This is a genomic window from Spirillospora sp. NPDC048911 (assembly GCF_043198015.1).
Classification (GTDB): domain Bacteria; phylum Actinomycetota; class Actinomycetes; order Streptosporangiales; family Streptosporangiaceae; genus Spirillospora.
The window spans coordinates 214,057-239,901 of the sequence record NZ_JBICUD010000008.1 but is presented as its reverse complement, the minus strand read 5'-3'; the positions used below and the strand labels follow the sequence as shown (position 1 = coordinate 239,901).

The following is a 25,845-nucleotide window of genomic DNA, read 5'->3' as shown; positions in this document are numbered from 1 at the left end:
GCATTTACGGGACGAGTTGGCGCAGGGTGTCGTGGAGGGCGTCGAGGGCGGCGGAGTACGCGTTCCCGGGCGGTGTTCCGTAGCCGACGATGATGCCCTGCGGGTGGTCTCCGGGGGCGTGCCATCGGTCGGCCAGCCGTCCGATGGCCACTTCATGGGCCGCCGCCTCGCGCAGCACGTCGCCTTCGGTGGGTCCGCCGTCGGGCATCCTGATCAGCACGTGCAGGCCGGCGGCGATGCCGTGCACGGTGAGACCGGGCGGCAGGCCGTCCGTCAGCGGACGGAGCCGAGCCAGCAGCAGGTCGCGGCGGCGCCGGTAGCGCAACCGGCACGCGCGCACATGCCGGTCGTAGCCGTGGCCGGTGATGAAGTCGGCCAGTGTCAGCTGGCCGAGGGCCTCGGTGTGGTGGTCGGCCAGCCGCTTGGCCTCGATGACGGGCTCCAGCAACCGGTGCGGCACCACCATCCAGCCCAGGCGCAACGCCGGGGCCAGCGTCTTGGAGACGGTGCCCACGTACGCGACGTGATCGGGTGCCATGCCCTGCACCGCGCCGACGGGCTGGCGGTCGTAGCGGAACTCGCCGTCGTAGTCGTTCTCGATGACCAGGCCGCCGTCCTCGCGCGCCCAGTCCACCAGGGCGCGGCGCCGCGCCGCGGTCAGGGTGTGGCCGGTCGGGTACTGGTGGGCCGGCGACACCTCCACGGCGTCCACCTCGAGGGAGTCGAGCAGGTCGGTCCGGGCGCCGAGCTCGTCCACCGGCAGCGGGACGACGCGCGCGCCGTTGTGGCGGACGACCTCGCGGTGATTCGCGACCCCCGGGTCCTCCAGCGCGATGACCGCCGGGCCGAGCGCGCGGGTGAGCAGCGCGAGCGCCTGGACGTAGCCGTTGGTGATCACGATCTGGCCGGGCCGGGCGAGCACGCCGCGGGTGCGTCCCAGATACTCGGCGAGCGCGGTGCGGAGCTCGATCTGGCCACGCGGGTCGCCGTAGCCGTACACCTCGGACGGCGCCGCGGTGAGCGCGCGGCGCGCGGACCGCAACCACGCCGCCGTGGGGAAGGTCGACACGTCGGGACTGCCCGGACGCAGATCATGCCGGGGCCGGACGGGAGCGAGGACGGCGTCGGCGGCGGTTCCGTCGGGCCCCGGCCGCACGAAGCCCGCCACCACCGTGCCCGCCCCAGGCCGGGCGGTCAGGTAACCCTCGGCGATGAGCTGGTCGTAGGCCGCGCGGACGGTGCCCCGGGCCAGCCCGAGCTCGTCGGCGAGCCTGCGGGTGGCGGGCAGCCGCGTGTCCGGCGCGAGGCGCCCGTCCCGCACGGCCGACCGCAGCGCCCGCTCCAGCCCGGCCCGGCGGCCCGCGCCCGGATCGATCTCCAGATGCAGGTCGAGCCCGAAAGTGGGCCAATCAATCGACATAAATCTGGATCTTAGCTACAGCCCAATCGTTCCGTAGCGTCGGGCCGTGACCACCGAGAAGACCCTCCAGCGCATCGGGCCCCCTGGCGCCTCGCGCGGGCTCGCCCGCTTGCTGGCCCTGATCTACGGCCTGACGATCGCCAACCTCTACTACTGCCAGCCGCTGCTGCCCCGGATGGCCGAGTCCTATCCGTCCGTGGGGAACCTGGTGACGGCGGGCCAGCTCGGCTACGCGCTGGGCCTGGTGCTGATCGTCCCGCTCGGCGACATCGTCCGCCGCCGGCGGCTGGTGTGCGTGCTGCTCCTCGTCGAGGTGGTGGCTCTGGCGGCGACCGCGACGGCGTCCACGGTCACCGTCCTCCTCGCCGCGGGCACGGTGATCGGCCTGACCAGCGCGAGCGTGGTGAACGTCCTGGTCGCCTACGCCGCCACCGTCGCCGCCGACCACGAACGCGGCCGGGTGATCGCCACGGTGCTCACCGGCGGATTGACGGGAGTCTTGCTGTCCCGCACGATCGCGGGCCTGGCGGCCGAGGCACTCGGCTGGCGGGGCGTCTTCTGGGCCGCGGCCGCAGTGACCCTTCTGCTGTCCCTGGTGACCTCGGCCATCATGGCGCCGTCCGCACCCGAAACCAGCATCAGCTACACGCGGCAGTTGCGTGACACCGCCAACCTCTTCTTGACCGAGCCCGTTTTGCGGCAGCGCTCGCTGATCGGGTGCTGCGTCTTCGCGAGCTTCGGCGTCTTCTGGGCGACGGTCGCGTTCCTGTTGGCGGGCCCACCGTACGAGTACGGCGAGGCGCAGATCGGCTTGTTCGCACTGTTCGGCGCCGTTGGGACGCTCGCCGCACGCGTCGCCGGCACAGCCGCAGACCGCGGACGCCAACACTCGTCTACGGGCCTCCTGCTCGCGCTGGGCGTGGCCGCGTTCGCCGTTCTGTCGGCAGGGGCGGGTGAACTCGCCTGGCTGATCGCCGGACTGGTGGCGATGAACGTGGCGATCAGTGGCACGCAGCTGCTGAACCTCAGCGTGGTGTACGGCCTGGTCGAAACCGCCCGCTCCCGCGTCGCCGCCGCGTACATGACCTGCTATACCCTCGGCGGCGTACTCGGCTCAGCCACGGGCACCATCGCCTACCGCCTCGGCGGCTGGACCGCCGTATGCGCCCTGGGAGCCGCCCTCATGGCGACAGCCCTGGCAACCTGGGCCCGCAGCGACCGCACGCCCCGCACGCCCCGCCGCGGTGGCCGGCGGAGTCGTGGAGACCTCGCACGGAGATGAGTGTCGGCCGGTTCGCTCATGTCCTCATACGGTCGCGCCTGAACCCGGTGCGTGCGGCGACCCGTGAACACGACGAACCATCGTTCTCCACCAGCATCGGGGGCAGATCCATGCCAAGCACACGTCGCACGCGGAAGGTGGCCTTAGTGGCCGCCGTCGGCGGAACCACGGCGATCGCGGCCACGTTCCTCATCGCCCGGCCGGCCGGGGCCATTCCGGTCGCCCAGGCGGGCTGCGAATTCAGCAGCTTCACGCTCTCACCGGCCAGCGGGTTCCTTCCGCTCACCAACCTCCGACGTGTCTCGCCGACCAGCGAGACGTTCCTGAAGGCGGAGGTGACCGCCGACGTCGGAGTCAGCGCCGGAGCCGAGGTCCGGCTCGGCTGGTCGGTCAACTCCGGCCGGGTGACCGAGAGCTTCTTCGGCCCGGCCAACTTCGCCAACCATCAGGAGTTCTTCGAGACTCGCTCGACCTTCGCCATCATGAGTGTCGGCGCCGGCAACCAGACCGTCCAGCCCTTCGTCAGGGTCGTCGGTCCGAGCAGCGCCCGGGCCACCTTCGTGAACCGTTGCTCCACCGTCGAGGGTTCGACCAGCTGACCGGCGCCCCGCGGCCGGGCCGGGTGGGACCTGGCCCGGCCGCGGATACCTGTGCGGCTGCTGGCCCGGCCGCGGTACCTCTGCGGCTGTCAGCGTCCGTCGGGTCGTCCACAGGGCGCGCTATCGGGCCTCCGTCAGGCGGACGAGGTCGTAGATGATCTCGGAGGTGGTGGCCGGGTGGAGATCGCCGAAGCGGAGCGGGCCCTCCCGGCCGGGCTGGTAGCGGCGGGGTTGGTCGGCCAGCCAGACGGTCGTGATGGTCTGGTCGGGGTACTCGCCGGGTCGGCCGTAGCGCAAGCCCGGCCTCAGCCCGACGACGACGTAGTTGTCGGCGGCCCGGCGGGCGATCCAGCCGCCGCCGCTCGCCTCGTTGTCGGCGTCCCATCGGCCCTGTGACAGCCCCTTCGCCTTGCCGTACGGGGCGGTGGCTCCCTCGAACCGGGCCAGGACGCCGCTCTCGCGTTCGTCGGGCGTCAACGTGAAGGTCGGGCGGCCCAGCTGGGGGAACGGCTGGAGGATCTCGTAGTCGGCGAACAGTTCTGACCAGGTGCCGAGATCGTCGCCGAGGTGCAGGGGATGGGCGACGGTGATGCGAGTGGTTTCGGGGGGCGTGAAGGAGTTGTCGTCCACGTCCGCGAAGGTGCGGTCCTCGGCCAGGCGGAACGCGGTCTCGTCGGCCAGCCAGACGAGGCGGCGCGCGATGTGCCACATCAAGGGGTGGCCGACGAGGTACGTCCGGAACTCGTCCAGTGACCAGTGCCGGTTGGTCGCCATCGCGTGTTCGAGCCGGCGGATCTCACCGTCGGCTATCGCCTTCACCTCCTTGCGCAGGGCGGTGAAGCGTTTCTTGGTTTCGGGAGCGATCGTGGCGTCGTCGGTGGCGGCGGGCTTGGGGAGATCCTTGCGGTGCTTGCCGTTCTCCTCGATCACGTACGGCTTGAGCTGCTCGTCGAAGCCGACCGTGAAGCGGCGGGGGCCGTAGTCGAGCGTCATGCTGCCGTCGGCGTCGAGGCCGAAATCGGGGACGGCGCGGTCGGCGAGCTGGTCGCCGCTGAGGCCGAGGGCGGCGGCGACCTCCTGGATCTTCTCCTGGGCGCGGGCCCTGAGCGCCTTGAACTTCATGCGCCGGGAGATCTCGTACAGGTGCAGCAGGGCGACGTCGGAGCCGATCGCGGCGAGGATGTCGAGGCCCGCGACGGCGCGGGCGCTCAGCTTCTCCCCGGGCCAGGCCCGGATGAGCGGCGCCAGCCGGCGGACGGTGTCGTCGTCGCCGAGCCAGCCGAGCTGGTGCAGCGCCCAATTGTCCTTGGACGGCGCGCCTTCGAGCTGCCATCGCTGGAACACGGCCCAGCTGAAGCGCGCGAGCGACTGGGGGTCGCCTATCTCGCGGACGGTGTCGAGGCCCGCGTACACCCTGCCGGGCTTGGACATCGCGAGCATCGCCAGCACGTGCCGGGTGGCGGAGTCGGGCAGGATGCGCTCACGTCCCCGCAGGTGGACGGGCGGAAGCATCGCTGGGTCGGCCCAGGCTCCGATCTTGGACGGACGGGCCGGGAGCAGTTCGAGGGGGTCGGCCGCGAGCATCGAGCCGATCGCCTGGGCGGCCTCGTCGCCGTGCACCCGCGCCGCTTCGACGATCGCCTCGGGACCGTGCGCGGCGGCCAGCAGGCGCAGGGTGTTCTCCGCGTTGCGCCGGTCGTCGCTCGGCCTGTCGAAGGCGGCGGGGAGCAGCAGCGGCACCGCGGCCAGACCGTGCCGCTCGAACCAGCGGCGCGCGACGTCCCCGGCCGACTTGAGGCGGGCCAGCCAGTCGGCCATCATCCAGGCCACCTCGGCGTCCAGGAACGGCAGCAGCACCTCGCTGAACGCGGCGGGCGCCGAGTCGGCGACGCTGAGGGCGAGGGGCAGCGCGTCAAGCTCGAACCGGCTGATGAGAGGCGGCAGCCACTGGTTGGCTTGGGCCACGTCCCATTCCGCGGCCTCGCTGAGCAGCGGACGGAGGAGGTGCTCCGGGGCGACGGCGAACAAGCCCGCTTTCACGCCGCCGCTCATGTGCTCGCTGCGGCACCGGGAGATCGGGTCGTGCCAGTCGCCGCTGTAGCCGGTCGACCAATAGTGCGTGTGCGAGGGATTGGTCATGGCCCAGCGCTCTCGTTCACCTGGCTGCCAGAGGATCCGGGAGTCGCTTGGCTCAGTGAGCCCCTCCAGGACGAACGGCTTGAGCCTGGCCCGGGTGCGGGTCCAGGGTGGCTCGACCAGGAGCCGGGGCAGGTCGTCGGCCACCTCCGTACGGGCGATCGCGGCGATGATCGGCTTGAGGGTGTTGCGCGTCTCGTCCGGGAGCCGGGACACCAGCTCGGGATCGCCCAGCAACTGGCAGGTCACGAGGGTGGCGGCGAGCTCGGAGCTCCCGATGAGCGGCGCCAGCAACCGCGCGGCCCGGACGGGAAAACGTGCCATCGCCGCACGCACCGACGGCACGACGCTCTTGTCGTCCAGCCGTTCGACGAGCGCCTGGAACGCCGCGTCCGTGGGCATCCGCGCCAGCGCCTCCACCACCGGCAGCTCAGGTGAATACCGGCCGTCAAGACTCGTGACCATCAGCGACACGGTCGCGTCCACGCCGACGCCCTCGACCAGGGTGGCGACAAGTCCCGGGTTCCAGTTGAGCCGGTCCAGCCACTTCCCGTCATCGATCCGGTCGGCTTGGCCAGGCGAACCCAGCGAGCAGAGCAGACGGTCTTGCATCGACAGCTCGTGATACCTCGCGCAGCACTCGTCGACCCAGGCTTGCTCGGTAGGCACCAGGTAGGAGACGAAGACCTGGTCCTCCAGGGAACGCCGGTACTCCGCCAGCCCCTTGACCGCGTCCGCGTAAGCCACCTCGTCAGTCCCGGCAAGCAGAGCGCGCAACCGCCGAGTGAAGTTCTCCGCCACGCCCCGGAAACCCCAACGATCGGCAGGAGTGCCGTCGGCCAAGTAGCGGATCGCTCTGTAGGACGGCGGTGCGGGACTTGACCCAGCTGCGTGCGACCCAATTCTGTAGGCCGTCAGCACGACCCCGACGAAGCTTTGATCCGGGCTCCGATCCGGCTTCCTGGACGTTTCCGTGACCTGGACACGACGGTACGCGGCGAAGGCACAAGCGGCGAAGGCGACCCCATGTTCGATCACCCATGCGTCCAGGAAGCCCAGAACCTCCTCGCTCTTCCAGAACAACGTCTGGCGGCAGGCGATCGCCGCGATGGCTCCCGCGCCAACGGCATCAGGCTCCCCGTCGAGATAGGCCCGGACCCGCGCGGCCAGGTCCGCCTCCGTCTCCGGATGCCCCAGAATGGCTTCGATCACGTACAGCGCGTCCTCGATGCCGGCACGTATCGAGGCGGCCGCGCCGGGATCGACCGCGACGTCGGGAACGTGCCGGCCACCGCGCCGGGGATGCGAATCCCGCCACCACGACTCAGGAAGATCCAGGACGTTCTCGTCCGCAACGTTCATGCCGCCAACCGTAAAAGCGACCACGGACAGAACGCCGCCCCGGCTTCTTCCGCGCGGTCAGCTCGGCAGTTGGCGTGCCTTGTCGACGACCGCCACGCGCAGTTGGGCGCTCCATCGCAGGACCGTTCCGGCCTTGACTCCGCCCGGATGGTCCTTGACCGCCGTCACCTTGTCGCCGAGGTAGCGGTAGGTGCCGCGCGCCACGATGATCTGGACGGTCTCGCCGTGGCCGGTGCGGCTGAAGCCGAGGCCCCGGCGGCCGGCGTTGTCGACGGCGTTCCGGTCCATCCGCACGCCGGGGACGCGGGACAGGGCGTCGTACAGCGCCGCGCGCAGGGCCTGCGAGACGTGGCCGTCCATCAGGTCGGCGATCGCTTCGACCGCCTCCTGATCGCGGTCGAAGCCCTGCCAGCCGGCCTTCCGGTCGGCGTAGGAGTAGACCCGCTTGAGCAGCGCGCCGGCGTCGGTGGGCAGCTTCCGGACGAACGCCTGGTCGTCGGGGTCCCAGCCGGACGAGTTCGGGAAGAGCGCCAGCCGTATCTCGCGGCCGTTCACCTGCTGGACCAGGGTGGACGCCACGGCGGGCCCGCAGACCTTCGGCTCCTTCGGGATCGGCGGGCACTTGAGGATCGCGCCGCCGATGGCCGGGTACCAGCTCCGGATGTCGAACGACGTCGTCGGCCGGGGAGTGTCGGCGTCCTCGCCAGGAGCCCACATCACGCCCTGCCCGGGAACGCCCCGGACCTTGGTCTCGATGTAGACCCACTGCGAGGGCTTCACCGTCGGCTCGGGGGCGGCGCGCACGGCCGCGGCCGCCAGCCGGAGCTCGACCGCCGCGTTGGCGGGCGCCGCGCCCTTGCCGCTCAGGACGGGCACCAGGCCGACGCCGGCGGCGGCGACCGCGCCCAGACCCCCCGCGAGGAGAATCCGGCCACGCGGCGACCGCCGAGCGAGGCGGCGTCGCGCACTCGGCTCGGCGTCGTTCAGCACCCGGACGAGGGCGGCGTCGAGCACCTCGGACGCGGGATCGTGCACCTCGGGCCGCGCGGCGCGCAGCATCTCGATCTCGTTCAAGTCGGTTCCTCCTCAACGGCGAGGGTCGGGTCGGTGCCGCCCAGCGCGTCACGCAGGCGGCGGCGGGCGCGGTGCAGCCGTGATCGCACCGTCCCGACCGGTACGTCCAGCGCCTCGGCGACCTCCTCATAACTGAGGTCGGCCCAGGCGACGAGCAGCAGAACGTTGCGGACGCGGGCGGGCAGATCGGCCAGCGTCCCCGCCAGCGGGCCGTGCAGACTCTGAGCGGCCACCCGATCCACGACGGCGTCGCCCATGTCCTCGGCCGGGTGGCCGCCCGGACCGACCCGTTCGAGCAGCCGGTACTTGCGCACCTCCGCCGCCCGATGCCGCGCGATCAGGTTCGTGGCGATGCCGTACAGCCAGGGCCGCGCGTCGGCGCGGTCCAGGTCGTAGCGGTGCCGCCGCCGGAACGCGATCAGAAAGGTCTCGGCCATCAGATCGTCGGCCGCGTCCGCGCTCAGCCGCCGCGCGATGTAGCGATGGATCAGGGGCGCGTGCCGGTGGAACAGCGGCGCGAACCGTTCCGGCTCGGACCGGGACCACGCGATCAGCTCCGCGTCGTCCGGTTCCGCGCCGGCCGCCCGCCGGTCCTCCTGCCCCACAACGGTCACGTCCGGCCTGGTGTGCTCGCGGGTCTCGCCAAGGTGGCCTCCTGTCTCAGGGGGGTGTCGTCACCCTTGATTCCTCGCCCGGCCGAATCGGGTTCCCTTGCGCGAGCGTTCCGCCAAATGGAACAGCCAGTGGGCCGATTGTCGGCCGGCGCCTAGATTCTGTGGCAGAGCGGAAACATCGATCATGCCGCTCGAAGACCTGCCGAGCGCTGGGCCGGGACCCTCGTCAACGCAGCGAGCGGCCCAAGCCGGCTCTTCGTCGCGGCGCCGAACACCACGACCCCAAGAGGTGACCACGCGGTGGACGTGTTGTCGCGCATCGACGAACAGGCCGAGCAGTGGCGAAAGTGCCCGGCATGCGAGACGTGGCTGAGCCGGGAACGCCTGCGCCCGGCAGGGGTCTGCCTGGAGTGCGGACACTACTTCCGGCTCGGTGCCTACGATCGCATCGCCCACTGCGTCGACGACGGGACCTTTCACGAGTTCGGCTCGGACCTCACGGCCACCGACCCGCTGGGCTTCGCCGACCGGATGCCCTACCCCGAGCGGCTGCGCCAGGCGATCGCCGACACCGGCCTGGCTGAGGCCGTGGTGACGGGAACGGCGCGGCTGGGCGGCCGTGACGTGGTCGTGGCGGTGCTGGACTTCGACTTCCTCGGCGGCAGCATGGGCGCCGTCGTCGGCAGCAAGATCGTGTGCGCGGCCGAACGCGCGCTGCGAACGAGGGTCCCCCTTCTCGTCGTCTCCGCCTCAGGGGGCGCGCGCATGCAGGAAGGCGTGATCTCGCTGGTGCAGATGGCCAGAACGGCGGCCGCGATCGGCAGGCTGCGCGAGGCCGGCGTCCCCTTCGTCAGCGTGCTGACCGACCCGGTGTACGGCGGGGTGGCGGCCTCGTTCGCGAGCCTGGGCGATGTGATCGTGGCCGAGGAGGGCGCCCGGGCCGGATTCACCGGGCCCCGGGTGATCGCGCAGACGATGGAGCAGGAATTGCCCGACGGTTTCCAGCGGGCGGAGTTCCTCAAAGAGCAGGGCCACGTGGATCTGGTGGTCGCCCGCACCCAGCTCCCCGACACGCTCAGGCGGCTGGTGGAGTTCGCGACCGCACGGAAAACCGGCACGTCGGAACCGGCAGCGGAAGCGCAACCAGCAGCGGAAGAGCAGCCGACGGCGGAAGCGCAACCGGCGGCGGAAGAGTGGCCTGCGACGGAGGCACAGCCGACGGCGGAAGAGCAGTCGGCGGCGGAGGGGCGGCCGGCGGCGCGGCGTGAGGTCCCTGAGCCCTGGGCTGCCGTACGGGCGGTGCGGGATACGGCACGTCCCGACCCGCGCGCGTACGTCGACCGGGTGTGGACGGGGTTCGTCGAGGTGCACGGCGACCGATGGAGCGGCGACGACCCGGCGCTGTTCGGGGGGCTGGGATGGCTGGACCGGCTGCCCACCGTGGTGCTGGGTCACCGCAAAGGCAGCGATCCGGCCCAGTTGCCGCGGCACAACTACGGTATGGCGCACCCGGCCGGCTACCGCAAGGCGGTCCGGCTGATGGAACTGGCCGGGCGATGGCGCCTGCCCGTCATCACGCTCATCGACACCCCCGGAGCGTTCCCGGGAGTCGCCGCGGAACAGGACAACCAGAGCGCGGCCATCGCCGAGAGCCTGCTCACCGCCGCGGGCACGGCGGTCCCGGTGGTGTGCGTGGTCACCGGTGAGGGCGGCAGCGGCGGCGCGCTGGCGCTCGCGGTCGGCGACCGGCTGCTCATGCAGGAGAACGCCACGCTCTCGGTGATCAGCCCCGAAGGTTGCGCCGCGATCCTCTTCAACGACGCGGAACGCGCCCCGGAGGCCGCCGGGGCGCTGCATCTGCGGGCCGCGGACCTGCACGAGCTGGGACTGGTGGACGCCATCGTCCCCGAACCGCCGCACGGGGCCGGGGCCGACCCTGATGCCGCCGCTCGGCTCCTCGCCGGGGAACTGCGGAGACAACTCGCGCCGCTGCTCGACATCCCTCGCGAGGACATCACCGCCGGCCGGTGGCAGCGCCTGCGCGACCTCGGCAGCCGATGGTGCACTCGCCTTGCCTCCGACGACGGTGCGGACGGTGGTGCGGACGGTGGCGCGGGCGACGGTGCGGATGGTGGCGTGGGCGACGGTGCGGACGATGGGAGGTAGATGATGGACAAAGAGCGGCAGACTCAGGAGAGCGGCGACGTTGAGGCCACGGAGGCGGGGCTCGACGACGCCGTGACGGCGGCCAAGGAGCTGATCGACGCGGCGAAGGGGAGCCCGGTCAGCACGGTTCGCCTGCAGGCGGAGGGCGCCGTCGTCGAGATCCACGGCGAGGGGACGCCCGCTGCCGCGGCGGAGGCACCCGACGCGTCCGCAACCACCGAGACCGAGGCGGCGCCGCCCGCGGGTCAGGACGAGGAGCAGGGCGGGGACAGCGGCCTGCTGGAAGTGAAGGCGCCCGCCGTGGGTGTTTTCTATCGCCGTCCCGCCCCCGACGACCCCCCGTTCACCGAAGCGGGGGAGCACGTCGGGGAGGACGAGCAGATCGGCCTCATCGAGGCGATGAAGACCTACACCCCGGTCAAGGCCTCCCGGGCCGGAGTCGTCGAGGAGTTCCGCGCCGAGGACGAACAGGTGGTCGAGTTCGAGGAGGTCCTCGCCACTCTGCGGCCCGACCAAGCTGGGGGGTGACGAGGGTGTTCCGCAGCATCCTGATCGCCAACCGCGGCGAGGTGGCCGTCCGGGTCGTGCGCACCTGCCGGGAGATGGGCATCCGGGCGGCCGTGGCCTACTCCACCGCCGATCGCGACGGTCTCGCCGTCCGCCTCGCCGACGACGCCGTCTGCGTCGGCCCGCCGCAGGCAGGCCGCAGTTACCTGTCCATTCCCTCCCTTCTCTACGGGGCGGCGCGCACGGGAGCCGACGCGGTACATCCCGGTTTCGGGTTCCTGGCGGAGGAGAGCGAGTTCGCGACCGCGTGCCGCGACGCGGGCTTGGCCTTCATCGGACCGGCGCCCGAGCATCTGGCGCTCATGGGCGACAAGCAGGCCGCCCGAGCGGCCATGCGGGCGGCGGGCCTGCCCGTCCTGCCCGGTTCGCCCGATCCCTTGGCCGGTGCGGACGACGCGGCCACCCAGGCCGAGCAGATCGGCTACCCGGTGGTCCTCAAGGCGCTGGCCGGCGGCGGTGGGCGCGGCATCGTCCCGGTCCACGATCCGGCCGAGGTGGTGGCGGCGTTCGAGACGGCCCGTTCGACGGCCCGGGCACTGTTCCAGGACGAGCGCGTCTACCTGGAGAAGTTCGTGCGGGACGGCCGCCACATCGAGGTCCAGGTCATCGCCGACTCCCACGGCGAGGTGATCCATCTCGGCGAGCGTGACTGCTCGGTGCAGCGGCGCAACCAGAAGGTCATCGAGGAGTCGCCCGCCCCCGGTCTGCCGGACGACGTGCGGCGCGGTCTCTGGGAGGCCGCCGTCACCGGCGCTCGCGCCATCGGGCTGCGCAACGTCGGCACCTTCGAGTTCCTTGTGGACGAGAACCTCCAGCCCCACTTCATCGAGATGAACGCCCGCCTGCAGGTCGAGCATCCGGTGACCGAGGCGCGCACGGGCATCGACATCGTCGAGACGATGATCCGGGAAGCGGCCGGGGAGCACCTCGGGCTGAGCCAGGACGACATACGGCTCGACGGTCACGCCATCGAGGCACGCGTCAACGCCGAAGACCCGGCCCGCGACTGGGCGGGCTCGGCGGGTGACGTCGGCGATCTGGCCCTGCCCGGCGGCCCCGGCATCCGCGTCGACACCTATCTGGTCCCCGGCGCCGTCGTCCCGCCGCACTACGACTCGCTGCTCGCCAAGGTCATCGCGTGGGCGCCCACGCGTGCTCGCGCGATACGGAGACTCGATCGCGCCCTCGACGAGTTCCGGTGCGACGGCTTGACCACCAACATTGACTTCCTGCGTTGGATTTTGGCGGACACCGCGTTCCGTTCGGGCGAGCACCGTCTCGGCCTCGTCGAGTCCCTGCTCGAGAACGGCAAGAGCTCAGAATGATACGAACAGAGGCCTCAGAGTCGACATCGCGACACTTATGACAGGGCCGCCACAGCGGCGGCGCGGCGGAAAGGAAATTACATACCTGCCTTAATGTGAATCGGTGATTTCCTGGTGCATTGACGGGTCTGCTGGTTTATCCAAGGTACGGCCCGGGTAGTTCATGATGCAATGAAACATTGATCGCGTCGTTGCCCGATGTCGCAGGGAAATCACCATGCCGGAAGCCACGTCGAACGGTGCCATCGGCAAGGCGATGATCGTTCTTCGATATCTGGCCAGCAAGGAAGCGCCCGTCCAGTTGTCAGAGGTCGCCCAGCGAACCCAATTGGCCAAATCGACCGTTCACCGGCTGCTCGCCACCCTGGAGATCCATGGCATGGTGTGCCGGAGCGGGGACCGCTACGCGCTCGGCGACGGGATCCAGCACCTGGCAGAGAGTGCCCGGCCGAGGCAGCGGCGCCACGCCCGCCTCAGGCGTCTCCTCATGCCCCATCTCGCCGAACTCTTCGAATCGACTCACCACGCGGTCAGTGTGGCCGTCCTGCACCATTCATTTGTTCTCTACCTGGAGACGATATACCCGTCCTCATATGCTCCGTGGATCTTGCGGACGGGCATGCGAGCTCCGGTGCACTGCACAGCGGCGGGCAAGGTACTGGTCGCCATGAGCCGGTGCCCACGGCCCGATATCATCGCCCCCGGCACCATGAATCGTTTCACCAGGAATACCATTGACGATCCTGGCCGGATGGAGCGCGAATTCCTCGAGATCAGGGAACGCGGCATCGCTGTGAGTCGCGAAGAATATCTGCCCGGATATGTGGGCATGGCCGCACCCGTCGGAGGACGCGCAGATCCCGTTGCCTGTTTCACGGTGTCCGGACCGGCCAAGGAATTCGACTTCGAATCCGTTGAACCGCTGCTGCGCAGGACCGCGCACACCGCCTCACCGATCGCCCGATGCGAGAGATTCTGACTACACCGGAGCCCGCGCCCTGACTCCCGCGCGACCGGCGTTCCGAGTCGTGGAACACGTTCTTGCCCGCCGGCCGGGCCTGTCCGAGTGTGAGCAGGAGACGGCGGCGGAAGGAAGGAAATGAACGTGCGGACGGCGGCCTTGTTCCCAGGTCAAGGCGCATATCTGCCCGGTGCGATGGCGGAGGTCGTGCGCGCCTCCGCGGACGTGCGGGATGTGATCGAGCGCATCGACGGCGTGACCCAGGAGTACGAGGGCGATCCGGCGCTGCCGTTGCTGGCCGAGACGGATGTTCCGAGCCTTGAGGACCTGGCGGAGAACCCCGGCCGGCTCTCACTGATCATTTTCGCCGCCTCGGTCGGGCTGTTCGAGTTCCTGCGGAGCGAGGGCCATCGGTTCGATGTGCTCATCGGGCACAGCGTCGGTGAGATCGCGGCGCTGACGGCGGCGGGGAGCCTGACCGTCGAGGACGCCACCCGGATGATCTGGGAGCGCGATGTGGCGCTGCGCACGTCCCGGTCGCCGGAGGGCGGCATGGTGGCGCTCGCGACGAACTCCCGGCGCGCCGACCATCTCCGTGGAGCGGTGGACGACGGGTCGGTCGCGATCGCCGCGTACAACGCCCCGAGACAGACCGTCCTGTCGGGAGCGGAGGAGGGCTTGGCCGCGCTGGAGCGAGTGGCCGCGGCGCTGGAGGTGGGCAGCCGCCGGCTGGCGGCGCCGTATCCCTACCACAACGCGATGCTGGGCGGCGCGTCCCGGCGTTTCGGCGAGGCACTCGCCCGCATCAAGACGGAGATCCCCGAATGCCGTGTCCACTCGCCGATCCTGGGACGCGAGGTGATGGACGAGTCGGACGCGCGGGAGGTGCTCGCCCGGCACCTGACATGGCCCGTCCGGTTCCTGCGAGCCGTACGAGCCGTCCACGCGGACGGTGTCGACGCGTTCGCGGAGTGCGGTGCCCGGGGCGCGCTGACCGGACTCGCGGCGCAATCCCTCCCGGCGGACGTGCGGACGGTGGCGCCGTTGGCACGCCGCGCCAGTCTTGAGGAGATACGGGCGGCGTTCGAATCCTGGCCGGACAGTGCGGCACAGCAACCCAGGACAAAGGACCCAGAAGCGAAGCAGCCCGAACCAGAGCAGCCCGAAGCAGAGAAGCCGGAAACAGAGAAGCCGCAAACAGAGAAGCCGGAGGCCGAGCGGTCGGAAGCGGAGCAGCCAGAAGCGGAGCGGCCGCAGGCAGAGTCCGCCGAAGCGGCGAGCGACGCGCAGACGACCGAATCGTCCGAGCCGAAGTCCGACTCGTCGGCACCCGCGGACGACGACCTCTTCACCGAACTGCAGGAACTGTATGCCGAAGTCGTCGGCTATCCACCGGAGGTGTTCACCGAGGACGCCCAGCTCGAAGCCGAACTCGGCATCGACTCGCTCCGGCAGACCCGGCTCCTCACCAAGGTCGCCGAGAAGTACGACGTCCCAGGTCCCGAATCCGGAGGCCGGCTCAGCGACTACCCGACCCTGCGCCACATCGTCGACGCGGTCCGGGAGGCGCGCAGCACATGACACGGGACACCAGCATCGCCGTGGTGGGAATGGGAGTCGTGGCTCCGGGGGCGAGCGATCCGGAGGACCTGTGGGACGTGCTCCGCGGCGGCCGAAGCATGATCGGCGAGCCGGGGCGGAGCCGGCTGGACCTGGGCCCGTTCTGGTCGCTGGATCCGGACGCCGAAGACCGCATTCAGACGGTTCAGGCGGGATACGTCAACCATTTCGCTCCGCATCGCCGGCTGGCGGAGGAGATCCGCGCGGGCGACTGGGACAGCGACTCCGATCGCGTCGCCACCTGGCTCCGCCATTGCGTCATGCAGGCGCTCGAAGGGGTGCGGCAGGAGCCCGGCGACCGCGTGCAGGCCGCCGTGGCTCTGTCCGCCGACACGATTCAGCACCTGGAGTCGGCGACCGTCCGGCATGGGATGCGATGGCGGCTGGCGGACGCCCTCTCCGCGGAGGACGCCGCGATGGCGCTGCCCGCGATCGCCCGCGAGCTCGACCGCCGCTATCGCCCGGCGATGTCGGGCCGGCCGACGCATCTTCCAGACGACATCTGGCGGCGGGCCATCGCGGATCTGCTGCCTGGCCGATGTGAGACGGCGGTGCTCACGGCGACGTGCGCGTCCGGTCTGATGGGCATGGGCGCCGCCATCCAGGCACTCCGGTCGGACGCCTGCGACGTCGCGGTCTGCGGGGCCGCTCAGGAACTGACCCCGCGCAGCTTGATCGCGATGGCCAAGGCGGGAGTGCTGTCCCAGAAGGCCCGCATCCGGGCGTTCGATCATGAGGCCGACGGCACCGTCTTCGGTGAGGGAGCGGGTTGCCTCGTCCTGAAGACCCTGGAGCGCGCGCGCCGGGACGGTGATCCGATCCTCGGTGTGCTCGCCGGTTACGGCGGAGCCTCCGACGGGCGCGGCAAGTCGGCGGGTGCCCCGAACCCCGCGGGTCAGCGCAGGGCGATCGAGCGTGCCTGGCGCGCCGCGGGTGCCGGCAGCGGCGACGTGGGCGTGGTCGTGTGTCACGCGACCGGCACCCTGGCCGGCGACCCGGTGGAGATGGAAGCCCTGGCGGGCCTGTTCACCGATGACCGGCGTCATGCCCTGGTCGGCAACAAGCCCACGCTCAGTCACCTGGGCACCGCCGCCGGAATGGTGTCGGTGCTGCACGCCCTGCTCGCCTTGCGGCACGAGCTCATACCCGCGCAGCCGTCCTTCACCGAGTTGCCCGAGCACGTGGAGCTTCCCGCCTCCGTGTACATCCCCACCGAGGACATCCCCTGGCCGGCCGAAGGTCCGGAGCCCAGGGTCGCGGGCGTCTCGTCCTTCGGGCTGGGCGGGTCGAACACCCACGTCCTGGTCAGCGACAGGCCCATGACCGACAGGCCGATGAACGACGAGTCGAAGGAGACCGCGCCGGACGATCACCCGTCGGCAGAGGACCGCCCATCGCCGGAGGACCACCCATCGGCGGAGGACGAGATCGTCCTGGTGGACTGGACCGCCTACTTCCCTGGCGGCGCCGGGCGCGAAGAGGTCGAAGCCTGGCTGCGCGGCGAAGCCGAGCCGCCGGAGCGCGAATTCGGCGAAGACTATCCCCTGCCCGGATTCGAGGAGATCCGCATTCCACCTCCGGTCCTTGCGGAGATGGACCGCACCGAACTCACCGCGTTGCGCATGACCAACGACCTTTCCTCGCGCCTGGGCGACGCGTGGGACGAGCTCCGCGAAAGGACGTCGGTCACCGTGGCGCACCTCGGCCAGATGCGTTCCGCCACCCTCAGCACGTTGCGCTGCTACCTGCCCGACTGCCAGAGCGCGCTCGCGTCGGTGGAGGTGCCGCAGTCCGACTCCGTCCATCTCGCCTATCAGGCCGTCCGTGACGACCTGCGGGCCAACGCCCCCGAGGTGACGGCGGACACGCTGCGGATGACCGTCGTCGCCAGCTTGATCGGCGGCTGGATGGCCAACTACTTCGACATCCACGGCCCGCACATGGCGGTGGAGACAGGCTGGGACGCGGGCCTGTCCGCGTTGCGCCTGGCCGAGCAGCAGCTCCGCCACGGCGAAGTCGACGCGGCGCTCGTGTGCGGCGTCGCCGCGAACAGCACACAAGAGTTCACGGCGATCGTGAAGCATGACCTGCCGCCCGGGGTGAGCCTGGCGGAAGGGGGAGTCCTGCTCGCCATCACCCGCCGTTCCGTCGCGGAACGGCGCGGGCTGCGACCGCTCGCGACGATCGCCACGCGGCTCGGCACCGAGGGGCCGGCGGCCCGAGAGCTCCCACCGTTGCGGGGCCTCGACCGCGTCTATCCCGGCATGGACGGCCTGATGGTGCTCCTCGGCGCGGCGGACCAGGAGGTGCAGATCTCACCGGTCCACTCCGACTGCCCTGCGGTCACCGTGACACCGTCCCGGCCAGGCGCGGATCGAAACGCGGGGGCGGAGGCGGACCGGAACGCGGACCGCCAGACGGACGGGGAGATCGTCGTGCGAAAACGCATGGCGTTCACGGAGCTCTCCGATGAGATCGCCCCGAAGACCCGGTCGCGGATGGCCGCCCTGCCGGACGACGTCCTGATCATCACGACCGATCCCGAATTGGCCGGGAGGCTGGATCTTCCCGAGAGGTCCGCGGTGGTGACGCCTCGCGATGGGATCGAGGCCGTGACGGAGGAGAGGCTCCCGTTCGCCGTTCGCCACATCCGGGTCGTGGCCGACCTGCGCTGCCATGACCGGCCGGCGGACGACTGGGGCCCCGACCCGCGTGAGCTCCATGATCTGGCCTTCGCCGCGATGCGACCGCGTCTGTCCGCTGATCTGACCTATGCGGTCCTGATGATCGATGCCGTCCGCGACGGCCGGCCTCATCCCTGGACCGGGCTTTTCACCGGCCTCGTCAAGACGCTGGCCCTGGAGGTGCCCGAGTCCCATTGCTGGGCCGTTCTCAGCGATACGACGGACCTGGCCACCGGGCTGGCGCAACTGGACGAGGAGTCCGCCTGCGACCTGCCGCTCAAGGTCGTGGTCCGTGCGGGGGACCGGCGTCTCGGCTACGCGCTGGCGGCACTCGATCCGCCCGCCCACCGGGAATCGCCGATCACCGGTGACAGTGTCGTCGTCGCCGTCGGCGGCGGTACCGGCATCACCGCCGAGCTGATGAAGGCCCTGGCCGAGCGGCACGCGCCGATCTGCTATCTGATCGGCCGCACGCCCGCTCCGGAAGACCCGGAGTCGACCGTGCCCGATCGGCCGGAGTACATCGCGGAGCAACGCCGGGCACGGCCCGACGTGCCGGTGCCGCGACTGCTGGACGAACATCGGCGGCTCGACCGCCAGGCGACGATCGCGGCGAACGTCGCCGCGATGGCACGGCACTGCGGCTCCGATCGGGTCCGCTACCTGCCCTGCGACATCACCGACGGCGACGCGCTGAGCGCCGCCATCGACACGATTCACGACGCGCACGGCCAGGTCGATCTGCTGGTGAACGCGGCGTCGGCGGCAGGCCAGGGAATGATCGAGAAGAAGGAGCTGCCGGACTTCCGCCGGGGGCGCGACGCGAAGGTCCTCGGCTACCTGAACCTGCGCGACTCGTTCGCCGGCCGGTCGCCCCGGCTGTGGGTCAACTTCGCCTCGATCATCGGATTCATGGGCTGGCCCGGTGAGATCGACTACGCCGCGGCGAACGACTTCCTGGCCGCGGCGGCGTACTGGTCGGGAAACGAGAACGAGTTCACCCTGGACTGGACGAGCTGGGACGGCGTGGGCATCGCGAGCGAGCCGGTGATGCAAGAGGCCCTGCGGTCGCTCGGCATCACCGAGTTCATGTCCGTGGACGAAGGCGTCGTCCGGTTCTTCGAGGCGATCGAAGATCCCCAGCGCCCGCCGGTCATCGTTCATCTGCCGGAGGCCGAACGTCGATGGCTGGAAGAGCGAGCGCCGCGGCTACCGTACTTCGGCGCCGAGAAGTCCGCCGTGTTCGAAAGAACGCTGAGCCTCGACGATGACGGCTGTCTTGCCCACCACATCATTCAGGGGCGGCCACTGGTTCCCCTTTCCGCACTGTTCGACCTGGCCTTCGACGCGGCGTCCACGCTCGTTCCCGGCAGGGTGGCCACTGGAATCCGGAAGCTGGAGGCGCGGGCACCCATCATCCTGACGCCGGAGAGCCCGCAACGGCTGGCCCTCTCCCTCTCCGTGATCGAGCAAGGCGACCCGGCTCGGCTGCACGCGCGTATCACGTCCGCCATCAGGCATCCCGAGACGGACGAGATCCTCGATCGGCGACTGCACACCGAGTTCGACCTGCTCATGGCACACGAGCGGCCCGAACCGCCCGGCTGGGAGCAGCCCGATCCGGCCCCGCGACGAAAGGTGCCGAACCCGCTGCACGAGACCAACCCCCTTGCGTATGTGACAGGTCCGCTGGCCTGCACGGCCGACCATCGAGCCGACGATTCCGGTGCCGCCTCGGTGATCGAGCCCGGGGAACGTGGCTGCGGTGAGCACCGTGTGCCCTGCCAGCTTTTCCATGGCGTGTTCGAACTCGCCAACATCGTCCGCACGAACGGCGATCGGACACCCCTCCTGGTATTGCGGGCCGCAGAGGAGATCGACCTGTTCACTGACCGTACCGATGACGAGATCTTCAGTGATGGACCCGTACGGGCCTTCGCCGACCCGGTGGGGAAGGGCAGCGCTCTGGTGGGGGTGGACGCCAACGGGTCCGTGCTGTTGAGGGCCCGCGGCATCCGTGCGGCCGTCCTCGGACACTTCGATCTCACGCGCGGCGAATTCCACGAGTACGCCGGCCCGGACTACCCGACCTGCGATTCCGAGCAGAGTTAACGGCGCCGCCGGCCGCCGCTGCGGCGCCTTGACCGAGCGCACTTCCGCGCTATCATTCCAACGTGACGATTGATTCTGATTGTGGAATGACTTCGTTGGACGGGCTGGCGCCGGCGGCCGCCCTGTTCCACTCTCTGGCCGACCCCGTGCGGCTGTCGATCGTGCAGCGGCTGGCGTACGGGGAGGCACGCGTGGTGGACCTGACCCGCGAGCTGGAGCTGGCGCAGTCGACGGTGTCCAAGCACCTCGCCTGCCTGCGCGGCTGCAAGCTGGTCGACTACCGAGCCGAGGGCCGCCAGTCGTTCTACTTCATCGCCGCCCCCGAACTCCTGGACCTGCTGCGTTCGGCCGAGCACCTGCTGGCCGCCACCGACCGCGCCGTCGCGCTCTGCCCGACCTACGGCACCGGCGCCGACCAAGCGCTCGGCGCCTGCTCGCCTGAGGCGCGGCCATGACCACGCTGTCGCTCGGTCCCTCATCACGACGCCGGGCGGTGCTGGCTCGGCGGGTGCGGTGGCTGGTGGCCGCGACCATCGGCTACAACGTGATCGAGGCCGTCGTCGCGATCACCGCCGGGACCCTGGCCTCCAGCGGGGCGCTGGTCGCGTTCGGGCTCGACTCGGTGATCGAGGTCGCCTCCGCGTCCGCCGTGGCCTGGCAGTTCTCCGCGCGCGACCCCGAGCTGGTCGAACGGCGGGAGAGGCGCACGCTGCGGATCATCGCGATCTCGTTCTTCGCGCTGGCCGCCTACGTCACCGCCGAGTCGGTGCGCGCTCTGGTCGGCGGCGGCGAGGCCGAGCACTCGTCCGCGGGGCTGGCGCTGGCGGCGTTGAGCCTGGCGGTCATGCCGTTCCTGTCGTACGCCCAGCGCCGCGCGGGCCGCGAGCTCGGGTCGGCCAGCGCTGTCGCCGACTCCAAACAGACCCTGCTCTGCACGTACCTGTCGGGCGTGCTGCTGATCGGCCTGGCAGTCAACAGCCTGTTCGGCTGGTCGTGGGCCGATCCGATCGCCGCGCTGGTCATCGCCGCCGTCGCGGTCAGGGAAGGCCGCCGAGCCTGGCACGGCGACGCCTGCTGCGCCGTCCCCACCAAGGACCATGCGTCCTGCGAGTGCTGCTGACTTTCAAACGAACGCGGAGGACATCGTGGCAATCACCGCACTGGTCATCTACCTGCTCTGGGCCGCGCTGGCGTTCGGGCTGCGCACCTGGATCCAATGGCGCCGCACCGGCGACACGGGCTACCGCGGCGCCGGCCTGGCCAAAGGCAGCACGCAGTGGTGGGCCCGGATCCTGTTCACCGGCGCCCTGGTGATCGGCGCCGCGGGCCCGATCGCAGCGCTGGCCGGTCTGCCGGCCATCGACGTCCTGGATCACACCGCCCTTCACATCATCGGGGTCGCGCTGGCAGCGGCCGGAATGGCGGCCACGCTGGCCGCGCAGATGTCGATGGGCGCCTCCTGGCGGATCGGCGTGCAGGAGGACGAACGCACCGAGCTCGTCACCAGCGGCGCGTTCGCACTGGCCCGCAATCCCATCTTCACCGCGATGATCGCCACCGCCGCCGGGCTGGCCGCCATGGTCCCCAACCCAATCTCCCTGTTCGGCCTGGCCTTGACCGTCGTGGCGATCGAGATGCAGGTCCGCGCCGTCGAGGAGCCCTACCTCCTGCGTGCTCACGGCGCCACCTACGCGGTCTACACCGCCCGCGTCGGCCGCTTCCTCCCCGGCATCGGCCGCGCCTAGAAGACTATTCAGATTGACTTAGTATGGAATTTCGTCCATCCTGGGTTCCATGCATCCGAGCTTCCCTCTGTGGTCGCGCCTGCACGTCGACTTCCGGCGGCAGGCGAGCGACCTGTGTCGCTGAGCCTTGAAACCGAGGTCGGACGACACAAGGAGAGGAAACCCGGATGACCACGACCGTAGCGTCCCGGCTGGCCGAGACGGCCCGCGCGCTGGCCGCCGCACCCGACGAATGGCTGCGGCGGGTCCGGCTGAGCCCGGAGGGCCGCTGGTACGAACGCCTGCACCGCGACGACGACCACGAGATCTGGCTGATCAGCTGGCTGCCCGGCCAGGCGACCGGGCTGCACGACCACGGCGGCTCGCGCGGCGCGTTCGCGGTGGCGCTCGGCGAGCTGGAGGAGCACGACCTGGCCGTCACCCGGCAGCTCACCACCGGGCAGACCCGGGCGTTCGGCCCCGACTACGTGCACGACGTCCGCAACACCTCGACCGCGCCCGCGGTGAGCGTGCACGTGTACTCACCGCCCCTGAGCGTCATGAACCGCTACGACCTCACCGGATCCGGCCTCGTCCGGCTCGCCACCGAAGAGGCCGGACAATGGTGACGGACATGCCCGTCCAAGAGCTCGCGGCACACTTCCTCGGCGTCACCAACACCACGCAACACCTGTCCTCTCGCGGTGGTGCGTGACCACGGTCGTCGGTACGGCGGACGTGCGCACGCCATCGTCAAGCAGATGGCGTAGATCCGGACGGGGCGGGTGTATTGGCTGAGTTTGGGCACGCACGGAGTCGTGTTCCGTGGTGGTTCCGTGGTCGGCACGGAGGCGGCCTGTGCTCCTTCTGGGGGAGGTTATGACCACAGCGATCAGCCCGGTGGCATACGCCGCGGCGATCATGACCTCAAGGAGTGATCATGGGTAGCACCAGCACGTACGAGGGATTCACGGTCGAGGAGCGGGCCGCGATGAAGGAGCACGCCCAGGAGCAGAAGAAGGCCGTGCGCCGCGCCTCCCGCGCCGACAAGGCGGCAGAGGCCGAGCGGGACGTGCTGGCGAAGATCGCCGAGATGGGGGGCTCGGACCGCATCCTGGCCGAGCGCGTCCACGCCGTGGTCACGGCCAGCGCCCCCGTCCTCGCGCCGAAGCTCTGGTACGGGATGCCCGCCTACGCGCTGGACGGCAAGGTCGTCTGCTTCTTCCAGAGCGCGGCGAAGTTCAAGGCGCGCTACGCGACGCTCGGGTTCAACGACCCGGCGAAGCTGGACGACGGCGCCATGTGGGCGACCGCGTTCGCCCTGACCGACGTGACGGAGGAGGTCGGGGCGCGGATCGCTGGGCTGGTCAAGCGGGCGGTGAGCTGACCGGGACGAGGCCCAGGGCGGCGAGCGCGGCCTCGCCGGCGGCGGTGTGCTCGGCTCCGGCCAGCAGCAGTGTGCGCGCCGACTGATAGGGGCAGCCGGCTGTCTCGAAGGCGTTCGTTGTGGCGAGGATCCGCTGCTGGTCGTTGTCGAGCAGCGCTTCGGCCCGCTCCACGATGGCGCTCGCGACGGGGTTTCCGGCCGTGATGGTCCGGGCCTCGGCCAGGCGGTCGCGGGCGTCGGGGCTCCCGGCGAGGACGGTGGCCTCCGCGCGCAGCGCCACGTACCAGTGGAGCCAGATCCAGGTGACCCACTTCCAGACGTCAGAGGGTTCGGGAGCCATCCGCTCGAGCGCGTCGGCTGGTTGTCCACGGTGGAGCAGGAGCAGCGCGTCGAAGACCGCCCCGTAGCCGTGGACGCGCTCCGGCGGGGTACCGAACTCGTCCAGAACCGCGACCCATTCGCGCTGGGCCTCATGGTCGTCGCGGAGGCCGTGGATCATCAGCACCGCGGCCACCGCCGGGCCGAGGGCCGTCCTGGCAGGGCTGCCGGCCCGCCGCCACGCGTCGAGGAACCGGAGGCCGCCGGTGAGCACCTGGTCGACGTTGCCCGCCAACGCGTCGGCGACCAGCAGCCAGCCGACGGCGCGATGCCCGACCTCGGCGAGCAACGGGTGGTCCGCGAGTTGCCGTCCCCACCTGCGGGCCCCCGGCAGGTCGCCGGTGCCGAGGTCGGCCTCGGCGGCCTCACCGAGCGCCTCGATCAGCTCATGCGTGGCGGCCGGCGTATCCGGTGCGGACGCCAGCAGCGTGACCCGGCGGCGGGCCGTGGCGGCGGCGGCGAAACTGTCACCGGCCCAGCTCAGGGCGCCGGTCAGCACATCGAGCGCGGCGGACTCGGCGAGCGGATCACCCGTACGGCGGGCCAGTTCGACGGCACGTTCGGCACGTTCGATCGTCTCCGGCACGGAGTCGCCGGGACGGCCCTGGGCGGCGCCGACCGCGTCGATGAGGGCCCGCCCGGCCTCGGCCAGAGCCACCGCGGCCCGTGCCGCCAGGTCATCGCCGGCCAGGTCCCGCGCCTGGACGATGAGCGCGGCCGTCTCTTCCGGTGGGAGCTTCCGCACGAACTTGCTCGAGAACCGGCACGCCGTGGTGACGATGGCAGCCAGATCACAGGCGGCGCCGGCGGTGTCCCCCGCCTGGCGGGCCGCCTGCGCGGCGGCGCTGAGCAGGCGGTACATGTCGTCGCCACGCATCCGGCAGCCGGCCACGGCGGCGGCCAGCCGGAGCATCGACGCGGTGACGGCCGGGTCGCCGGCGAACGCGGCGGCCTGCTCGTAGCGCAGCTGGGACTCGCCGATCAGGTGACGGGTGAACGTCAGCTCCGCCAGGCGCCGGGCGAGGCGGTACGCGTCCGTGCGCTGTTCGGGCTGGTCGGCCGCCCACGCCAGGGCGGCACGCAGATCGTCGGCCACCGCGCCGAACCGGGCCCGCCAGTCCTCGCGTACCTCCGCCAGGCCATCGGCCTTGGCCAGGCACCAGAGAACGTGGCGTGATCGGGCGTCAGTCAGCTCACCGGTCTCGGCCAGGCGCTCCATCCCGTACTGGCGGATGGTCTCCAGCGCCCGGTACCTGGTCCCGTTCGCGGACGCCGTCACCACCAGCAGGCTCTGCTCGGCCAGCCGGGCCAGCCCCTCGGCGACGATGCCTTCCTCGGACCCGGCGACCTCCGCCGCGGCGGCAGCGGTGAACGGCGCCACGAACACCGACACCTGGCGCAGCAACGCCCGGTCGGCCGGCTCCAGCAGAGCATGGCTCCAGTCGAGCGCCCCCCGCACCGAGCGATGCCGATCGTCGGCACGAGAGCCGCCGGTCAGCATCCGGAGCGGATGGGAGAGGGCGGCGGTGATGCCGTCCAGCCCGAGCGCGGGATACCGGGCCGCGGCCAGCTCGATCGCCAGCGCCATCCCGTCCAGCCGCTCGCAGATCGCGGCGATCTGGTCGCGCGACGGGTGATCCAGCGGACGGCCGACCGCCGCCGCGCGCTCCATGAACAGCGCGACCGCGTCCGACTCGCCCTCGACGGGCAGCGACAGCGGCGCGACCTGGTACACCCGTTCGAACGGCACCATCAACCGCGCCCGGCTGGTCGCCAGCACCCGCACGCCGGGGCAGGCCGCCAGCAGCCGTTCGAGGAACGGCGCGACCCCGTCCACCACGTGCTCGCAGTTGTCCAGCACCAGCAGCGCCCGGCGGTCGGCCAGCGCGGCGACCACCGACTCGGTCATGTCGCGGCCGGGCTGCTCACCGAGGCCGAGCGCACCGGCGACCGCGGTGGCGATCATGCCCGGGTCGGTGACCGGGACGAGGTCGACGAACCACACCTCGTCGGAGTACCCGGCGGCCACCGCCAGCGCGAGCCGGGTCTTGCCCACCCCGCCGGGCCCGACCGCCGTCACCTGCCGGTGCGCCTTGATCAGCTCGGCCAGCTCGGCCCGCTCGTTCACCCGGCCGATGAACGAGGTCAGCGGCGCCGGCAGGACCGTCGCCGGCCGCGACGGCCCGGCGCCGGCCGGCTCGGGCGCACGCTGGGCGAGCGCCCGCCGGTCCGGCACCGCCAGCTTGCGCAGGAGCGAGGAGACGTGACTCTCCACGGTGCGTACCGAGATGAACAGCCTGGCCGCGATCTCGGCATTGCTGAGATGCGCCCCGACCAACTCCAGTACCTCGGCTTCACGAGGCGAGATGTCCACACCTGTCACCACCGTCCCAGTTTGCCGTATCGACCACGCACCGCCGATCAGTGGCCGGTT

General features: G+C 70.9%; 18 protein-coding genes. 13 read left to right on the top strand and 5 right to left on the bottom strand.

What is annotated here, in order from left to right; genetic code table 11:
• Positions 1 to 4: 4 nt before the first annotated feature.
• Positions 5 to 1,420, bottom strand: a complete 1,416-nt coding sequence (locus tag ACGFNU_RS33485; RefSeq protein WP_392600187.1) for a PLP-dependent aminotransferase family protein — start codon at positions 1,418 to 1,420, stop codon at positions 5 to 7.
• 46 nt (positions 1,421 to 1,466) lie between these two features.
• Between ACGFNU_RS33485 and ACGFNU_RS33480 the strand changes: the two genes are divergently transcribed.
• Together ACGFNU_RS33480 and ACGFNU_RS33475 are read left to right on the top strand one after the other, a co-directional pair.
• Positions 1,467 to 2,702 (top strand): MFS transporter, encoded by a 1,236-nt coding sequence (locus ACGFNU_RS33480; RefSeq protein ID WP_392600186.1) that lies wholly within the window; start codon positions 1,467 to 1,469, stop codon positions 2,700 to 2,702.
• Between the two features lie 146 nt (positions 2,703 to 2,848).
• Positions 2,849 to 3,301 carry a hypothetical protein gene (locus ACGFNU_RS33475; protein WP_392600185.1) on the top strand — a complete coding sequence of 151 codons (453 nt, stop codon included), beginning with the start codon at positions 2,849 to 2,851 and terminating at the stop codon, positions 3,299 to 3,301.
• 120 nt (positions 3,302 to 3,421) lie between these two features.
• Here ACGFNU_RS33475 and ACGFNU_RS33470 read toward each other — a convergent pair whose 3' ends face one another.
• Genes ACGFNU_RS33470 through ACGFNU_RS33460 form a run of 3 tightly spaced genes read right to left on the bottom strand, consistent with a single transcriptional unit; the run spans position 3,422 to position 8,487 of the window.
• Positions 3,422 to 6,799, bottom strand: a complete 3,378-nt coding sequence (locus tag ACGFNU_RS33470) for a DUF4132 domain-containing protein (protein ID WP_392600184.1) — start codon at positions 6,797 to 6,799, stop codon at positions 3,422 to 3,424.
• A 57-nt stretch (positions 6,800 to 6,856) separates the two neighbouring features.
• Positions 6,857 to 7,873 carry a CU044_5270 family protein gene (locus tag ACGFNU_RS33465; RefSeq protein WP_392600183.1) on the bottom strand — a complete coding sequence of 339 codons (1,017 nt, stop codon included), beginning with the start codon at positions 7,871 to 7,873 and terminating at the stop codon, positions 6,857 to 6,859.
• The gene (locus tag ACGFNU_RS33460) at positions 7,870 to 8,487 is read right to left on the bottom strand and encodes an RNA polymerase sigma factor (RefSeq protein ID WP_392600182.1); all 618 of its coding nucleotides are present in this window, start codon (positions 8,485 to 8,487) and stop codon (positions 7,870 to 7,872) included. The genes ACGFNU_RS33465 and ACGFNU_RS33460 overlap by 4 nt, the downstream gene beginning before the upstream one ends.
• A gap of 300 nt (positions 8,488 to 8,787) precedes the next feature.
• On the opposite strand from ACGFNU_RS33460, the gene accD reads away from it, so the two are divergent.
• From accD to ACGFNU_RS33405, 11 genes are all read left to right on the top strand, one after another.
• Positions 8,788 to 10,653, top strand: a complete 1,866-nt coding sequence (gene accD / locus ACGFNU_RS33455; RefSeq protein ID WP_392600180.1) for an acetyl-CoA carboxylase, carboxyltransferase subunit beta — start codon at positions 8,788 to 8,790, stop codon at positions 10,651 to 10,653.
• On the top strand, positions 10,654 to 11,181 hold the full coding sequence (locus ACGFNU_RS33450; RefSeq protein WP_392600178.1) for an acetyl-CoA carboxylase biotin carboxyl carrier protein: 528 nt from the start codon (positions 10,654 to 10,656) through the stop codon (positions 11,179 to 11,181).
• A 5-nt stretch (positions 11,182 to 11,186) separates the two neighbouring features.
• Positions 11,187 to 12,545, top strand: a complete 1,359-nt coding sequence (locus ACGFNU_RS33445) for an acetyl/propionyl/methylcrotonyl-CoA carboxylase subunit alpha (RefSeq protein WP_392600176.1) — start codon at positions 11,187 to 11,189, stop codon at positions 12,543 to 12,545.
• 217 nt (positions 12,546 to 12,762) lie between these two features.
• Positions 12,763 to 13,524, top strand: coding sequence for an IclR family transcriptional regulator (locus tag ACGFNU_RS33440; protein WP_392600175.1), 762 nt, complete (start codon positions 12,763 to 12,765; stop codon positions 13,522 to 13,524).
• A gap of 120 nt (positions 13,525 to 13,644) precedes the next feature.
• Positions 13,645 to 15,087 (top strand): acyltransferase domain-containing protein, encoded by a 1,443-nt coding sequence (locus tag ACGFNU_RS33435; protein ID WP_392600173.1) that lies wholly within the window; start codon positions 13,645 to 13,647, stop codon positions 15,085 to 15,087.
• A complete protein-coding gene (locus ACGFNU_RS33430) occupies positions 15,084 to 19,922 on the top strand; it encodes an SDR family NAD(P)-dependent oxidoreductase (RefSeq protein WP_392600172.1) in 4,839 nt (1,612 codons plus the stop codon). The genes ACGFNU_RS33435 and ACGFNU_RS33430 overlap by 4 nt, the downstream gene beginning before the upstream one ends.
• A gap of 86 nt (positions 19,923 to 20,008) precedes the next feature.
• On the top strand, positions 20,009 to 20,377 hold the full coding sequence (locus tag ACGFNU_RS33425) for an ArsR/SmtB family transcription factor (protein ID WP_392600170.1): 369 nt from the start codon (positions 20,009 to 20,011) through the stop codon (positions 20,375 to 20,377).
• Positions 20,374 to 21,042, top strand: coding sequence for a cation transporter (locus tag ACGFNU_RS33420; RefSeq protein WP_392600168.1), 669 nt, complete (start codon positions 20,374 to 20,376; stop codon positions 21,040 to 21,042). The genes ACGFNU_RS33425 and ACGFNU_RS33420 overlap by 4 nt, the downstream gene beginning before the upstream one ends.
• 25 nt (positions 21,043 to 21,067) lie before the next feature.
• Positions 21,068 to 21,667 carry a methyltransferase family protein gene (locus ACGFNU_RS33415; protein ID WP_392600166.1) on the top strand — a complete coding sequence of 200 codons (600 nt, stop codon included), beginning with the start codon at positions 21,068 to 21,070 and terminating at the stop codon, positions 21,665 to 21,667.
• A gap of 167 nt (positions 21,668 to 21,834) precedes the next feature.
• The gene (locus ACGFNU_RS33410; protein ID WP_392600164.1) at positions 21,835 to 22,275 is read left to right on the top strand and encodes a cysteine dioxygenase; all 441 of its coding nucleotides are present in this window, start codon (positions 21,835 to 21,837) and stop codon (positions 22,273 to 22,275) included.
• 311 nt (positions 22,276 to 22,586) lie between these two features.
• Positions 22,587 to 23,033, top strand: a complete 447-nt coding sequence (locus ACGFNU_RS33405) for an iron chaperone (protein WP_392600162.1) — start codon at positions 22,587 to 22,589, stop codon at positions 23,031 to 23,033.
• On the opposite strand, the gene ACGFNU_RS33400 is transcribed toward ACGFNU_RS33405, so the two are convergent.
• Positions 23,014 to 25,797, bottom strand: a complete 2,784-nt coding sequence (locus tag ACGFNU_RS33400; RefSeq protein ID WP_392600160.1) for an ATP-binding protein — start codon at positions 25,795 to 25,797, stop codon at positions 23,014 to 23,016. The two genes, ACGFNU_RS33405 and ACGFNU_RS33400, sit on opposite strands and share 20 nt — an antisense overlap.
• Between the last annotated feature and the right edge of the window lie 48 nt (positions 25,798 to 25,845).